At 65.5% G+C, this 15,218-nt stretch carries 12 protein-coding genes and 1 riboswitch; of the genes, 3 read left to right on the top strand and 9 right to left on the bottom strand.

Annotated features, from left to right (window positions below; genetic code table 11):
* The first annotated feature begins 106 nt into the window (after window positions 1-106).
* The gene (locus AC0L3U_RS11380; RefSeq protein ID WP_473361820.1) at window positions 107-700 is read left to right on the top strand and encodes a c-type cytochrome; all 594 of its coding nucleotides are present in this window, start codon (window positions 107-109) and stop codon (window positions 698-700) included.
* A gap of 11 nt (window positions 701-711) precedes the next feature.
* Here AC0L3U_RS11380 and panE read toward each other — a convergent pair whose 3' ends face one another.
* From panE to AC0L3U_RS11360, 4 genes are all read right to left on the bottom strand, one after another.
* Window positions 712-1,635, bottom strand: a complete 924-nt coding sequence (gene panE / locus AC0L3U_RS11375; protein WP_473361819.1) for a 2-dehydropantoate 2-reductase — start codon at window positions 1,633-1,635, stop codon at window positions 712-714.
* A 187-nt stretch (window positions 1,636-1,822) separates the two neighbouring features.
* Window positions 1,823-2,437 carry a 2-hydroxychromene-2-carboxylate isomerase gene (locus tag AC0L3U_RS11370; RefSeq protein ID WP_473361818.1) on the bottom strand — a complete coding sequence of 205 codons (615 nt, stop codon included), beginning with the start codon at window positions 2,435-2,437 and terminating at the stop codon, window positions 1,823-1,825.
* A gap of 88 nt (window positions 2,438-2,525) precedes the next feature.
* Window positions 2,526-3,875: an MATE family efflux transporter gene (locus AC0L3U_RS11365; protein ID WP_473361817.1), complete on the bottom strand. Its 1,350-nt coding sequence runs from the start codon at window positions 3,873-3,875 to the stop codon at window positions 2,526-2,528.
* 88 nt (window positions 3,876-3,963) lie between these two features.
* A complete protein-coding gene (locus tag AC0L3U_RS11360; protein ID WP_473361953.1) occupies window positions 3,964-4,560 on the bottom strand; it encodes a DUF2239 family protein in 597 nt (198 codons plus the stop codon).
* Between the two features lie 151 nt (window positions 4,561-4,711).
* Between AC0L3U_RS11360 and AC0L3U_RS11355 the strand changes: the two genes are divergently transcribed.
* Window positions 4,712-5,377, top strand: coding sequence for a glutathione S-transferase family protein (locus AC0L3U_RS11355; RefSeq protein WP_473361816.1), 666 nt, complete (start codon window positions 4,712-4,714; stop codon window positions 5,375-5,377).
* Between the two features lie 10 nt (window positions 5,378-5,387).
* On the opposite strand, the gene AC0L3U_RS11350 is transcribed toward AC0L3U_RS11355, so the two are convergent.
* Together AC0L3U_RS11350 and ggt are read right to left on the bottom strand one after the other, a co-directional pair.
* Window positions 5,388-6,683, bottom strand: coding sequence for an MFS transporter (locus tag AC0L3U_RS11350; RefSeq protein ID WP_473361815.1), 1,296 nt, complete (start codon window positions 6,681-6,683; stop codon window positions 5,388-5,390).
* A gap of 112 nt (window positions 6,684-6,795) precedes the next feature.
* A complete protein-coding gene (gene ggt, locus AC0L3U_RS11345) occupies window positions 6,796-8,547 on the bottom strand; it encodes a gamma-glutamyltransferase (RefSeq protein ID WP_473361814.1) in 1,752 nt (583 codons plus the stop codon).
* A gap of 99 nt (window positions 8,548-8,646) precedes the next feature.
* On the opposite strand from ggt, the gene AC0L3U_RS11340 reads away from it, so the two are divergent.
* Window positions 8,647-10,032 carry an MFS transporter gene (locus AC0L3U_RS11340; RefSeq protein WP_473361813.1) on the top strand — a complete coding sequence of 462 codons (1,386 nt, stop codon included), beginning with the start codon at window positions 8,647-8,649 and terminating at the stop codon, window positions 10,030-10,032.
* A 138-nt stretch (window positions 10,033-10,170) separates the two neighbouring features.
* Here AC0L3U_RS11340 and purH read toward each other — a convergent pair whose 3' ends face one another.
* The 3 genes from purH to AC0L3U_RS11325 all read right to left on the bottom strand — a co-directional run bounded on the left by purH (window position 10,171) and on the right by AC0L3U_RS11325 (window position 15,151).
* Window positions 10,171-11,763, bottom strand: a complete 1,593-nt coding sequence (gene purH, locus AC0L3U_RS11335) for a bifunctional phosphoribosylaminoimidazolecarboxamide formyltransferase/IMP cyclohydrolase (RefSeq protein WP_473361812.1) — start codon at window positions 11,761-11,763, stop codon at window positions 10,171-10,173.
* 25 nt (window positions 11,764-11,788) lie between these two features.
* Window positions 11,789-11,870: riboswitch (ZMP/ZTP riboswitch) on the bottom strand.
* Window positions 11,871-11,929: 59 nt separating this feature from the next.
* Complete coding sequence (locus AC0L3U_RS11330; protein ID WP_247285459.1) at window positions 11,930-13,648, bottom strand: heparinase II/III family protein; 1,719 nt, start codon at window positions 13,646-13,648, stop codon at window positions 11,930-11,932.
* A gap of 156 nt (window positions 13,649-13,804) precedes the next feature.
* Window positions 13,805-15,151 (bottom strand): RsmB/NOP family class I SAM-dependent RNA methyltransferase, encoded by a 1,347-nt coding sequence (locus AC0L3U_RS11325; RefSeq protein ID WP_473361811.1) that lies wholly within the window; start codon window positions 15,149-15,151, stop codon window positions 13,805-13,807.
* Window positions 15,152-15,218 lie beyond the last annotated feature (67 nt).

The following is a 15,218-nucleotide window of genomic DNA, read 5'->3' as shown; positions in this document are numbered from 1 at the left end:
TTACGTAGAAGTCCGGAACCCATAGTGACGAACGGGGGTTATCGAACTCCGGGCTCGCGCTTCGCCGCCCTGGAACGACGCGTTCGACAGATCGGAAATTCCAATCATGCGCCGGCAGTTCATCTCGCACGCAATCAGCGCGGTTGCGCTTCTCGCGCTCGGTTCTCTCCCGACAAGCGCCGCGGACAATGCCGCGGTCAAGGAGAAGGCCGCCGTCTGCGCCGGCTGTCACGGCGAGAACGGCATCTCGCAGACCGAGAACATTCCCTCGCTCGCCGGCCAGCCCGATCAATTCCTGCAATGGCAGCTCGTGTTTTTTCGCGCCGGCTCGCGCAAGAACGACCAGATGCAGCCGATCGCCGAGGAGATCACCAACGAGGACGTCCGCAATCTCGGCGCCTATTTCGCCGCGCTGACGCCGCCGACAGCGGCGGAGGACAAGGATCCGGACCTGTCGAAAAAGGGCGCGCAAGTTGCCGCCGGCCGCCGCTGCGCCTCATGTCATACCGATAGCTTTGCCGGCACCAAGGCCGTCGCGCGGCTCGCGGGCCAGCGCGAGGAATACCTGGTCAAGGCGCTGCACGACTACAAGGGCAGCCAGCGCGTCGGCGGCGGCGGCGCCGCGATGGCCGATGTCGCCTATCACATGAGCGACGAGGAAATCACCGCCGTCTCGCACTATCTGGCTTATTTCAAATAGCGGAAGCTGCGTCAGCTAGCCCGCTGCTTCTCATACGCCTTCAAATGCGTGTAGGCGATGCGCAGCTTCGGGACCGGCACCTTGGCGGCGTCGGCGCGGGCGATGAGGTCGCCGATGACGTGATCGGCTTCGACCGGCAGACCCGCCTTGACGTCGCGGAACATCGAGGCCGTCATCGGTGAACCCTCGGTGGTGAGGTTGCCCTTCACGCGCTCGAAGAACGGCCCGCCCGGCGTGTAGCCTGAGGCGGCGGCGATCGCGCTGGTCTCGTCCAGCATGCCGAGCAGGAAATCCCTGCCGCCGGGCGCGGCGAGGATGTTGCCGACAGAGGTGCGCATCAGGCTGGTGGACGCCGCCAGCGAGGACAGGAACACCCACTTCTCCCACATGTCCTGCATGATGTTCTGGCTGGCGGTGGCACCAGCGATGCCGCTCTTGAAGGCCTCGTCGATCGCCTTGACCCGATCCGACAGCTTGCCATCGCGCTCGCCGTAATTGATCGACTGCATCGGCTGGAGCTGCACCACCTCGCGCTTCTCGTTGAGCGTTGCGGCGATGGCGCAGAGGCCACCGAGCACGCGCTCCTTGCCGAACTTGTCGTCGAGGACGTCGAGATGCTTCATGCCGTTGAGCATCGGGATGATCGCGGTATTCGGCCCGACTGCTGCCGCGAACGACTTGATTGCGTCGTCGAGGTCGAAGGCCTTGCAGCTGAGCAGCACGACGTCGAACCTGTCCTTGAGCGCGTCGGCCTGAACCGTCGGCGGATTTTTCAAGGTCACGTCGCCGTTCGGGCTCTTGATGACGAGGCCGGCGCTCGCGAGCTCGCTGGCGCGCCGTGGCCGGACCAGGAAGGTGACGTCGCGACCGGCCTGCAACAGCCTGCCACCAAAATAGCCGCCGATGGCGCCAGCGCCGACCACGAGGATACGCATGGGATCGTCCTTGTTGTTGGTTCTTTTTCGTCGTCCTGGCGAAAGCCAGGACCCATTACCCCGACTGCCTCTTGTCGGACAAGTCGGAGCCCCAGCCTATCGCCAAACGCGATTCGATGGTTATGGGTCCTGGCTTTCGCCAGGACGACGTCGGAGATGATGGCTCGATCCGTCCATCATACGAAAATCACTTCCCCGATACCATCTCCTCGACCTCGCGCAACTGCTCCTTGCCGAAGAACATCTCGTCGCCGACAAAGAAGGTCGGCGAGCCGAACGCGCCGCGCGCAACGGCCTCTTCGGTGTTCTTGATCAGTCTGCCCTTTACCTCGGGTTCCCCGGCGCGGGTGAACAGCTTTTGCGCGTCGAGGCCGGAGGACGCCAGCGCCTTCGCCGCAATTTCCGGATCGTCCATCTTCTTCGGCTCGCGCCACATGTGATGGAAGGCAGCCCCGACGTATGTTTCGAACACGCCTTCGAGCTGCGCCGCGATCGCCGCGCGCATCAGGTTCAGCGTGTTGACCGGGAAGAACGGATTCCAGACATAGGGCTGCACCTTGAAGCGCTTGACGAAGCGCTCGGTCTCGACCGCCTGGAATTCCCGCTTGTTCTTGACGCCGGCGAGCGTCTCGGCCGGCGACTTGTTGTTGGTCGACTTGAAGATGCCGCCGAGCAGGATCGGCACGTACTCGAACTTGACGCCGATGCGCTGCTCGATCGCGGGAATCGCGAGATGACTGAGATAGGCATTCGGACTGCCGAAATCGAACAGGAATTGCGGGGCTGTGCGGGTCAAAATCATCCTCCCTGACGTCGCTTTTTCGCATTGTGGCGCAGCGCGCGCCGCGGGTCCACCTTTTAATGACGGTCATAATCTCTTGATGATGTCGTCAGGTCAGACGCCGGATCGTTCGCTTGCGCCACACCAGAAGGTAATAGCCCATCTGCAAAAGGAACATGGAGCAGAACACGATCGGATAGGCGGCCCACACACCCTCAAGGCCGATCGTGCGGCTCAGGATCACCGCGGACGGCAGTTCGATTGCTCCAATGGCGAAGATCGCGAGCAGCATTGGCGTCAGTGCCACGCCGGCGGCGCGCATTGCGCCGGAAAACACCGTCGCCAGGCCGAACGGCACCGAGCTCCACAGTGCGATGTTGATCAAGCCCTTCGCCAGATCGAGCACGGCGTCATCAGTGATGAAGATACCGAGCACGGCGCGCGGCGCGAGATAGATCAGCGCCACCAGCCCGCCCGTCAGGACGATGTTGAACGCAAGTCCGGTGCGCACGATGCCCTCGAGCCCCGTTCTGTCGCCGCGGCCAACCGCCTGCGCGCCGAGGATCGAGACCGCGATTGAAATCGACATCGCCGTGAACTGCGTGTAGCCCATCACCTGGTTGACCGCGCCATAGGCTGCGGTTGCGCTCGAGCCGAAGCCGTTGACGAGGCCGAGCAGCACCAGCTCGGCGATCGCCATCACCACCATGCCGATTGCGCTCGGCAGTCCAATGCCGAGAATTTGCCCCGGTACCACACGATTGAGCTGCAGATGACGCAGCAGTGCAGCGTCCGGTGCCAATGCATGTTTTCTCCGCAGCAGATAGGCGGCCAGCGCGACCAGCGTCAGCGCGTTGGCGATCGCCGCCGCCCAGGCCGGGCTGGTGATGCCGGCCGCCGGAAATCCGAGCGACCCGCGGATCAGCATCGGCGTCAGGATCAAGCCGATCGCGGTCGACAAGGCCAGCGCCAGCAGCGGCGTCAGCGCGTCGCCGACGCCGCGGATCATCGCCGTCATCAGCAGGAAGACGAAGCCGAGGGGCATGGTGAGCAGCATGATGCGGGCATAGGCGCTGGCCTGGTCGAGAATGTCCGCGGGCGTTGCGAGCATCATCATCAATTGCCGGCTAAAGATGCCGCCGGTCAGTGCAATTGGAATCGAGAGCAGCAGGCCGATCGCGAGCGTCGTGCCCACAATGAGCTTGATCCGGCCCTGCTCGCCAGCACCATAGGCCTGGCCGATCAGCACCGTGGCGCCGGTGCTCAGGCCCATGACGAAGGCGAACAGGAAGAACATCACCGGAAAGAACACCGAGACCGATGCGAGCGCGTCAATCCCGATCATCTGGCCGAGATAGACGTTGCTGACGGTGCCGAACAGCGATTGCAGCGCGTTGCTCAGCATCAACGGTGCGAGGAAGCGCAGAAAAGTCTTCCAGAGCGGCTTGGCGGCGGACATGGATCGGCCTTTCATCAGGGCGTGCGAAACCGTCGCCACGCGAAGGGCGCGCGGCCCGGCCGTCGATAGGTTGTGAGAAGGCGCGCGCCTAAGCGCGGTCGCTATAGGCGAGCTTGACGATGTGGTCGCGGATGTCGGCGGGCCAGTCTGCGATCAGTCCGGTGAAACGCCGCCGGTCATCCGCAAACAACGCGCGCGAAGCTTCCTCGAACTGCGGCAGATTGCCGGCCATGGTCGACATGAAGTGATAGGCCGCATCGCGCGCCTGCCGCTCGCGGTCCTTGTCGCCGCTGGCGCGCCGCGCCTCTTCGACAAGTTTCCGCAGCGCGACCGAGGCGCCGCCTGGCTGCGCGCTGAGCCACTCCCAGTGCCGCGGCAGCAGCGTCACCTCGCGCGCGACCACGCCGAGCTTCGGCCGGCCGCGGCCGCGCGGTTCGCTCGGTGATGCGTTCTCCTCAACCGGGGGCGGCACAAGCTTCGCCAGCCGCGCCAGCACCTCGCGGTCTCCGCCGCGCAGATCGAAGTCGATCGACCGGCCCGTGGCGTCCTCGAAGATGACGATGGGTTCGTCCGGCCGCTCCGCCATCCGCTTGATGACCAGCGCGACCTCTCCGGCAGGCCCGCAGACCAGACGGCGATGCCCTTGGAAGGCGGTGAAAGTCTTCTGCATTGGAATCATTGCCATATTGGTCACGGTGACGACTTTAATACCCGGGTGAATTACTAAGGTCAATATACCCGGATGAAAATATCTGACCGGATGGCTCGACATTGCGTTCCCGGGCTGGCACGAACGCGCGGCCGATCGACCATGCCAAGCCCCCGGGGACCACGCGATGCTGACCGTTCATCACCTCAACAATTCCCGCTCGCAGCGCGTGCTGTGGCTGCTCGAGGAGTTGGGCGTGCCCTACGAGATCGTGCGCTATCAGCGCCAGCCGGACATGCGCGCGCCGAAGGAGCTCCGCGCCATCCATCCGCTCGGCAAGTCGCCCGTTATCACCGACAACGGCAACACCATCGCCGAGTCCGGCGCGATCACCGAATATCTCATCGCCACCTACGGCAACGGCCGGCTGGTCCCGCCGCCGAACACGCCGGAGCGGCTGCGCTTCACCTATTGGCTGCACTATGCGGAGGGCTCGGCGATGCAGCCGCTGCTGCTCAAGCTGCTGTTCACGCTGATGCCGAAGCGCGCCCCGGCGTTGCTCCGCCCGCTGGTGCGCAAGGTTTCGAACCAGGCGCTCACCGCATTGGTCAATCCGCAGCTCAAGCAGCACATGGATTATTGGGAAGGCGAGCTTGCCAAGAGCGAGTGGTTCGCCGGCAACGAGTTCACCGCCGCGGACATCCAGATGAGCTTTCCGCTCGAAGCAGCCCAAGCGCGCGGCGGGCTCGAGCTCGGCCATCCCAAGGCGATGGCGTTCCTGGAGCGCATTCACGCGCGGCCAGCATACAGCCGCGCCCTTGAAAAGGGCGGGCCGTATCAGGTCGGACGATAGCTAGCCTGCATCAGTCCGCGTGCAGCACGCGCCCGCGCGTCTCCGGCAGCGCGAAGGCGGCGATGAAGAACAGCGCGTAAGCCGCCACCGCGAAGATCGCGATCGCATTCGCAAGCGACGTCGTCGCCGACAGCGCTCCGACCAGGAACGGAAACAGCGCGCCGATGCCGCGGCCGAAATTGTAGCAGAACCCCTGGCCAGAGCCGCGCAGCCGCGTCGGATAAAGCTCGGTCAGGAATGCGCCGACGCCGGAGAAATAGCCCGAGGCGAAAAAGCCGAGCGGGAAGCCGAGCACCCACAGGATTTCGTTGGTGAGCGGCAGCTGCGTGTAAAGCAGCACAACCGCGATGGCGCCGATCGAGAAGGTCAAAAAGAGATTGCGCCGTCCGATCCGGTCGGCGAGCCAGGCGCCAGTGAGATAGCCGATGAAGGAGCCGATGATCAGCGTCGAGAGATAGCCGGTCGAGCCGACGATCGACAGATGCCGCTCCTTGGTCAAAAACTGCGGCACCCAGAAGGTGACGGCGTAGTAGCCGCCCTGGCAGCCCGTCGCCATCAGCGACGCCAGGATCGTGGTCTTCAGGATCGGGCCTGAAAAGATTTCCCAGAGCGCCGGGCGATTGCCGCTCGCGGCCTGCTTGGCGCGGGCCTCAGCCGCGATCTCCGGCTCGGTCACGGAGCGGCGGATGTAGAACACCAGCAGCGCCGGCAGCGCGCCGATCACGAACATCCAGCGCCACGCCGTCTCCGCTGGCAAAGCCGAGAACAGGATCGCCTGCGACAGCACTGCAAGGCCCCAGCCGACGGCCCAGCCCGACTGCACCGAGCCGACCGCACGCCCGCGATATTGCGGCCGGATCGCTTCACCCATCAGTACGGCGCCCGCCGCCCACTCTCCGCCGAAGCCGAGGCCCAGCACCGCGCGTGCGATCAGGAGCTGTTCGAAATTCTGCACGACCGCGCAGACCAGCGAGAACAACGAGAACCAGATGATGGTGATCTGGAGCGTTCTGACCCGGCCGATATGATCGGAGAGATAGCCGCCGAGCCAGCCGCCGATGGCGGAGGCCAGCAGCGTCACGGTGCCAGCGAGCCCGGCCGATCCCGCATCGACCTTCCACAGCGCGATGATGGTGCCGATCACCAGCGGATAGATCATGAAGTCCATGCCGTCGAGCGCCCAACCTGCGGCGCAGGCCCAGAACGTCCGCCGCTCCGGCGCGTTCATGTCGCGGTAGAAGGCAAGAAGGCTCGTGTCCTCGATCTCGGCGCGTTCGATGCGCTGGTTCGGATCAACTGTGGTCATGTGCGTTTCCCGACCGTGTTTTCTTTGGCAGTTTCTTCTGGCCTCGCGGTGGTAGCACGCGCGGCGGCGCGCGCAAGCCGGCCGTCGGCCCTCGCGCCATGCAAGGACAGAGCTACTGCCCCGCTGCTTCCGCACCTCGGCTGCGCGGATCAGGCGCGCCGAGCGGACCGTTGCCAGTCACCGCGATCGAATTCGCCGATGTCTGCCCCATCGGCGCGACGATGAGATGATCCATCGCTTTCAGCTCGAGCAGCACATGATCCGGGAAGCCGCTTTCGACCCGGACCTCGTCGGGCAACCATTGGTGATGTAGCCGCGGTGCGGCCACGGCAGCCGCGACGTCCATTTTGTAATCGAGGACGTTGACGATCACCTGGAGCACGGTCGAGATGATGCGGCTGCCGCCGGGCGAGCCCGTCACCAGAACCGGCTTGCCGTCCTTCAGGACGATGGTCGGCGACATCGAGGACAGCGGCCGCTTGCCCGGCCCGGGCAAATTGGCCTCGAAGCCGACAAGGCCATAGGCATTGGAAGCGCCGACCGCCGCGGTGAAATCGTCGAGCTCGTTGTTGAGCAGCACGCCGGTGTCGTCGGCGACGAGGCCGAGGCCGTAGCTGAAGTTCAGCGTATAGGTGTTGCTGACCGCGTTACCGCTGCCGTCGACGACGGAAAAATGCGTGGTGTTGCTGCCCTCATGCGGTGAGGTCGCGGTGGAAACGAGCTGTTTCGACGGCGTGGCGCGATCGGCGGAGATGGTTGCCCGCAGCTTCGCGGCGTAGTCTTTGGCGGTGAGCGTCCCGATCGGCGCGTTGACGAAGGCGGGATCGCCGAGATAGCGCGCCCGGTCCGCATAAGCGCGCTTCATGGCCTCGATCAGCAGATGCAGCGAGGCCGGCGATCCCTGCTTCAGATCGGCGAGCTGAAACCCTTCGAGAATATTGAGCGTCTCCACCAGCACCACGCCGCCCGACGACGGCAACGGCATCGACACGATGTCATAGCCGCGATAGGTGCCGCGCACCGGCGCGCGGATGGCCGCCTGATAGGATTTCAAATCGGCCGGCGTCATGATGCCGCCCGCGTCAGTCACGGCCTTGGCGAGTTTTTCCGCGACCGGCCCCTCATAGAAACCGCGCGGGCCCTGTGCGGCGACAGCCGACAGCGTTTCGGCGAGATCGCTCTGCACCAGCCTGTCGCCTTCGCCGAGCGGCGTGCCATCGGGCCGCGAGAAGATCCTGGCCGAGGAGGGCCAACGCACCAGCCGCTTGTGCCAGCCCGGCAGCGTGTCGGCAATGTCGTCGCCGACGAGGAAGCCATCGCGGGCGAGCGCGATCGCGGGCTCGAGCAGTTGCGCCAGCGTGAACCGGCCCGAGCCATATTTTTCCAGCGCCAGCGCAAGACCCGCGACAGTGCCGGGCACGCCGACGCCGAGCGCGGAATCTCGCGACTTCGCCGCGTCGGGCTTGCCGTCGGCGTCGAGGAAAATCTGCGGCGTGGTCGCAGCCGGCGCGGTCTCGCGATAGTCGATCGTGATGTCTTCGTTGCGCTCCGTGGAATGAATCACCATGAAGCCGCCGCCGCCGATATTGCCGGCCCGCGGATAGGTCACGGCCATCGCAAAGCCGGTCGCGACCGCGGCGTCAACGGCATTGCCGCCGCGCCGCAGGATGTCGGCGCCGACCTGCGCGGAGATTTTCTCCTGCGCCACGACCATGCTGTGCTCGGCGGGAACGGCATGCACCGTGTCGAGCGCGGGCGGCACATAGGCCCGCCGCGCATCCTGCGCGGTCGCGGCCGGAAGTCCGAACGCCAGAGTGGCAAGGAAGGCGAAAAATGTCCGCCGTGTCGAGAAAGACGACATCATCAAACTTCCGCAATGGCCATGGGCAGTTCACATGCAGCGCTGCAATGCTATACGGTTTGCCCCGACAGAGGCAAAACTGTTCGTGATGAGGATTGTGCAGTGACGACGACCGCCCCGGATGCGCGCATCGCCGGCGCGCAGCGGACCTATCCGCCGCGCAGCGCCGTCGTCAGCTGGATCTTCTTTGACTGGGCCGCGCAGCCCTATTTCACGCTGATCACGACCTTCGTGTTCGCGCCCTATTTCGCCACCGGCATTGCGCCGAATCCCGCCGCCGGGCAATCGCTGTGGGGCTTTGCGATGGCTGCCGCGGGCCTCGCGATCGCGTTGATGTCGCCGGTGCTGGGGGCTATCGCCGATGCTTCGGGCCGCAGGAAACCATGGATCGCCGGATTCGGCGCCGTGCTGGTGCTGGCATCCTGCACGCTGTGGATCGGCAAGCCCGGCGATCCCTCGATCATTCCGCCGCTGCTCACCGCGGTCGCGCTCGCCAGCGTTGGCGCGGAATTCGCCACTCTCTTCAACAATGCGATGATGCCGACGCTGGTGCCGCCGGAGCGCATCGGGCGGCTCTCCGGCACCGGCTGGGCGACGGGTTATGTCGGCGGCATCGTCAGCCTGATCATCGTGCTCGGCCTGCTCGCCGCGAATCCCGAGACTGGCCGCACGCTGCTCGGCTTCACGCCTCTGTTCGGGCTCGATCCCGTCAGTCATCAGGGCGATCGCGCCGCCGGACCGTTGACCGGGCTTTGGTTCATCATTTTCGTGACGCCGATGTTCCTGTTCACGCCGGACTATCCGGCGAAGCGCCCGGTGCGCGAGGCGCTGCACGAAGGCTTGTCGGAGCTGAAGCAATCGATCAAGGGGTTGCCGCAGCAGAAATCGCTCGCGGCTTTTCTGCTCGCCAACATGATCTACACCGACGGTCTGGTGTCGCTGTTTGCCTTCGGCGGCATCTATGCTGCGGGCACGTTCGGTTGGCACACGATCCAGATCGGCACGTTTGGCATCATGCTCGCGATCGCCGGTGCGTTCGGGGCGTGGTTAGGCGGCAAGCTGGACGATCGCTTCGGGCCGAAGCGCGTGATCGCCGGCAGCATGCTGATCCTGCTGCTGGCTCTGGCGGCGATCCTGCTGGTCGACAAGGATTCGATCTTCTTCATCAAGGTCGCGCCGCCCGCGCCCGGTGGCGGATTGTTCGCCGCTGCGTCAGAGCGCGCTTATCTGGTGCTGGGTTGCCTGATCGGTGCAGCCGGCGGTCCGCTGCAAGCCGCCTCACGCACGCTCCTGATCCGTCTCGCACCGAAGGACCGCATCGCGCAGTATTTCGGTCTGTTCGCACTGACGGGGAAAGTGACGTCCTTCATCGGCCCGCTGCTGATCGGCGTGATCACCGCGGTGACGGCGAGCCAGAAGGCCGGCATGGCCGTGCTGGTGGTGTTCTTCGTCGCAGGGCTGGCGCTGTTGATGCGGGTGCGGGAGTAGCCGCACTACCGCGATCCATTCCCGTCATTGCGAGGAGCGAAGCGACGAACGATCCAGGCTTTCTCTGCGGAAAGATTCTGGATTGCTTCGCTGCGCTCGCAATGACGAATTCGATGGAATCGCCCGTACGCCAATCGATCAATGCCTGAAATGCCGCGTGCCCGTGAACACCATGGCGATGCCATGCTCGTCGGCGGCCTTGATGACCTCGTCGTCGCGCATGGAGCCGCCGGGCTGCACCACGGCGGTGGCGCCGGCCTCGATGCAGGCGAGCATGCCGTCGGCAAACGGGAAGAACGCATCCGACGCCACCACCGAGCCCTTGGTGAGCGGTTCGGCGAGCTTCAGCTCGGCGGCCGCATCCTGAGCCTTGCGTGCCGCAATCCGCGCTGAATCGACCCGGCTCATCTGGCCGGCGCCGATGCCGACGGTGGCGAGATCCTTGGCGTAGATGATGGTGTTGGACTTGACGTGTTTTGCAACACGGAAAGCAAACTTCAGGTCGCGCATCTCGGCATCCGTTGGCGCACGCTTGGTCACGACCTTGAACGTCATGTCGTCGACCACGGCGTTGTCGCGGCTCTGCACGAGGAGACCGCCCGCCACCGTCTTGGCGGTGAGGCCGGGCGCGCGCGGATCGGGCAGGCTGCCGGCGAGCAGAAGCCGAAGGTTCTTGCGCGCGCCGATGATGGCGATCGCTTCCTCGCTTGCGTCGGGCGCGATGATCACCTCGGTGAAGATCTTCGTGATCTCGCGCGCGGTGTCGGCATCGAGTGCCCGGTTCATCGCGATGATGCCGCCGAACGCCGAGGTGGAATCGCAGGCCAGCGCCTTGCGGTAGGCACTGACCAGGTCGGAGCCCTCCGCGACGCCGCAGGGATTGGCATGCTTGACGATCACGCAGGCCGCGGTGCGCTTGGCGTCGAACTCGCCGATGCATTCATAGGCCGCGTCGGTGTCGTTGATGTTGTTGTAGGAGAGCTCCTTGCCCTGGAGCTGCCGCGCGGTCGAGACGCCCGGCCGCTTGTCGGGCGTCGCATAGAACGCCGCGGTCTGGTGCGGATTCTCACCATAGCGCAGCGACTGGATCAGCCGGCCGCCGAAGGCACGGAAATCGGGCGCGTCGATCTCGAGCTGGCGATTGAACCAGTTCGAGATCGCGGCGTCATAGGCGGCAGTGCGCGCGTAAGCCTTGGCGGCAAGGCGCCGACGCAACTTCAGCGTGGTCGCACCTTTGTTGGCGGCGAGCTCGTCGAGCACGGCCTGATAGTCCTGCGCCTCGACCACGACGGCGACGTCGTCATGGTTCTTCGCGGCGGCGCGGATCATCGCGGGGCCGCCGATATCGATGTTCTCGATGCAATCCTCGAAGCCCGCGCCTTTGTCGACGGTCGCCTCGAACGGATAGAGATTGACGACGAGCAGATCGATCGGCGCGATGCCATGCGCCGTCATCGCTTCCGCATGGTCCTTGTTGTCGCGGATCGCGAGCAGGCCGGCATGCACCTTCGGATGCAGCGTCTTGACGCGGCCATCCATCATTTCGGGGAAGCCGGTCAGTTCGGAGACGTCCTTCACCTCGAGGCCGGCCGCGGCGATCGCCTTCGCGGTGCCGCCGGTCGAGACCAGCTCGACATCGTGCGCGGCAAGCGCCTTCGCGAATTCGATCAGGCCAGTCTTATCGGAAACGGAGAGAAGGGCGCGGGTGACGCGGCGGGGATGGTCAGTCATGAGCAAGATCCTCTGTCTGAAGGAGTGTCTATGCCCAGGCGCGCGGCTTCTCAGTCTCGCGCTTCCCGATGGTGCTCCATCCAAGGTCGCCAGTCGCGCGAGCGAGGGCTCGATAGCAGTTTTCGGTCGCTTTCACAACGTTCAGATCGGGCCGAATCACATGCGTCTACAGCGGAAGTTCCGGCTCCCGCCGCGCATTTCTGCGGGCATTCGTGATCGCCGGCGAGGCGGTGGAGCGGACAAAACTCCAGCGGATCGAGGGCGCCTGCCGCGCATCCTGACGGATCACGATCTGCGCGGTGCGGCGCGGGCCGTCATTGCCGGCGAGGGATACGCTGTCCTCCAGCTCGACCTTGTCGTCGAGCGCCTCGAAGGTCCAGACGTCGCGGTTCGGCAGCACCAGCATGACGCCGCGGGCATCGGAAAGCCGGCTCGCCTTCACCGCCGGGTGCAGATGGAATCGCAGCGCGAAATCGGCATCCGGACCCTTGAAGCGTCCGCCTTGCGGCGGCGACAGCGTGTCCTCGCCGTCGATGCGTGCGCCGTCATTGGCGATCATCAGCACGCGGCGATGGATCGCGCCGAATTTTGTCAGGTAACCGTCATGCGACGTCGTCAGCAGCGTGCCGTTCTGCACGATTTCGCGATAGCTCTCGACCTCGACGGGGCCGCTGGTGACCGGAGCACCGTGCAAGAGCCGCTTCATCGCCGACATCTCCACGAACTGGCATGACGAGGTGTCGTGATAGGTCAGCGTCGAATGCGCCGCCGTGCCGCGTGCGAACGGCCGCCAATTGTCGCGGCCCGTGGTCGGCATGCCGCAATTGGTGACGATACGGCTGATGCCGGAGGATAGTTCGAACGACAGGCAGCCGGCATGGGCGTCGTGGCTGACGCCGGCCGCCGGCGGCGGGCCGGTGTCGATGATCAGCGTGGTCTGGCCGGCATCGAGGCGCTGGAAACCGGTATGCGGCATGTTCGACATCGGCGCGCCGTGGGTGTCGTCATAGGCAAGCAGCGTCGCGAGCAGGTCAGAGGGCGTCGCGCTCATGCCGTTGAACAGCGCGAAATTGCCGTCGCCGTGGCGGAAGAAGCGGAGCATCGGCATCATGCGGTCGATCGCGTTGAGCAGCGCGGGCGGCGGCGCGATGTTGCGCGCGGCAAAGGTCTGCCGCAGCGGCAGCAGGTCGATCAAGAGCTCGATCAGCGCGCCCGGGTTGCGCGAGACATGCCCGCCGTCGGGCAGGATCTGCCGCTGCAATTCATCCGAGAGCTTTTTCGAGGTGCTGCGGATGTGACTTGCCTGATTGGCGAGGCACAGCGCCGCATAGCATAGCGCGATCAGAACCTGGAGCTTCGGCACCCCGTCGGGAATGTTGACCATGGTGTAGCGCAGCAAGCGGATTTCACGCGCCAGCGCGCGCAGATAGCGGCGGTAGAATTTGTTGTCGGTATCGTTGAGCACCAGCGGCGCCTGCGACAGCAGGGAGATCACGCGGCGCGCCAGCACGTCGGCGCGTCGCGCGACGGGACGGCGCTTGCTGGCAGGGTTGCCGATCCAGTCCTCGATCAGCGAGCGCGCATTGGCGCGCGTCAGCGCGGTGTCGGCGGCGCGCAAATGGCGCAGCCAGCCGAAGCCGAGCAGCGCAACCTCCCAATCCTCCGACGGCGGCTCGAGATCGAAGATCGAACGGCCGTGGCAATTGACGATCTTGCCGGCGAAGACGAAGCGGCCGGCATAGATCTCGGCGGCGCGGGTCGCATCCGCGGTGCGCAGATCATGCGGCGCGATGATCAGCCGGTCGGCGCGGCCGGGCCAGACCCGCGACAGGGCGACGGAACCGCCGCTCGCGCGCGCGAGCATGTTCCGCGCGAAGCGGTTCATCACCAGCGTCGAGATACGTCTGCGTTGAGCGACCGACACGCCTTGCCTTGATGGGGGAGAGGATTCCGACGAATCCTTATTAATCCCAAAATCGGACGGCCGACACCACCTTGAACCACGCGAATCAGCGCCGTGGTTGCAAAATCCAGTGCAAAATCAGGATTTAACGAGCCGGGTCGCGAAAAATCCGTCGAGCCCGCCGAGCTTGGGATCAGCGTTCGGCAGATGGCTGGGCAGAGTGCGCAGATCGCCCTCGGCGGTGACGATCTCGCTGAGTCCCGACACCTCGGACGCATCGATCGGAACCCGGCGAAGCCCAGGCTCTGCGGCCAGCAGCGCGGCGACCGCATGCTCGCCCTCTTCGGGTTCCAGCGAGCAGGTACAGTAGACCAGCGTCCCGCCGGGCTTGAGCAGCAAGACCGATTTTTGCAGCAGCCGCCGCTGGAGCGCGGTCATTGCCGCGATGTCGGATTCCTGCCGAAGCCAGGATACGTCGGGATGGCGGCGGATCGTCCCGGTCGAGGTGCAAGGCGCATCGATGAGGATGCCGTCGAAGCCATCGGCAGGGCCGGCCCATTCCGCGGCGTCGGCGACGACGGTCTCGGCCTGGAGCGACAACCGCGTCAGATTCTCGCGCAGCCGCGCCACCCGGGCGGGCGAGCGGTCGATGGCGGTGACATGGGCGCCGGCCTGCGCCAGTTGCGCGGTCTTGCCGCCGGGAGCGGCGCAGAGATCGGCGATGGATTTGCCCGTGATGTCGCCGAACAGCCGGGCCGGCAGCGCGGCGGCGGCGTCCTGCACCCACCATTGTCCTTCGGCGAAGCCGGGAAGCATGGTCACCGCGCCGTGCAGCACCGTCCGCACCGATCCGGTCGGCAGCACCTCGCCATGAAGCCGGCTCGCCCATTGCGCGGCGTCCGACTTCACGGTCAGATCTAGCGAAGGATCGTGGCTGAGCGCGAGCGCCATGTCCCTTGCGACCGTCTCTCCGTAATGCGCGCTCCAGCGCGCGACCATCCAGGGCGGCAGGTCCAGCGACTGCGCCGCAACCTCGTCCACCAGCGCCTTGCCCTCGCGGGCGCAGCGGCGCAGCACGGCGTTGACGAGGCCGGCATAGCGTGCGGCGCGCCGGTCGGATTGCACGAGGCGAACGGAGAGATCGACGGCCGCGTGATCGGGCACGTCCATCCAGAGGATCTGGGCGGCGCCGATCAACAGCGCGCTCTGCGCGCGCGGCGCGTCGGAGGGAATACCCTTGTCGAGCAGGCGGGACAGCACATGGCCGAGCGTGCCGAGCCGGCGCAGCACGGTAGCGACCAGGCGACGCATCAGCGCGCGGTCGCGGTCGGGGAGCGTCTTCAGTCCGGGATGGGCCCCGCTGCCGTCGAGCTGCTCGTCAAGCGTGCGGTGCTTTTGCAGCACGCCGTCGACGATATCGGCGGCAATCCGCCGCGCCGCGAGACCGGGCACTTCGGATGGAGGAGCGAAACGTTGAGAAGGCATGCGGAAACAAGGTTCTGAGCGAGCGGCAGTTCGCCGTAATGGGCGCATGCCTTGAGGAGGCGATCTC

This window comes from Bradyrhizobium sp. Kon69 (assembly GCF_055807515.1).
This window is presented reverse-complemented; position numbering and strand designations above follow the sequence as displayed.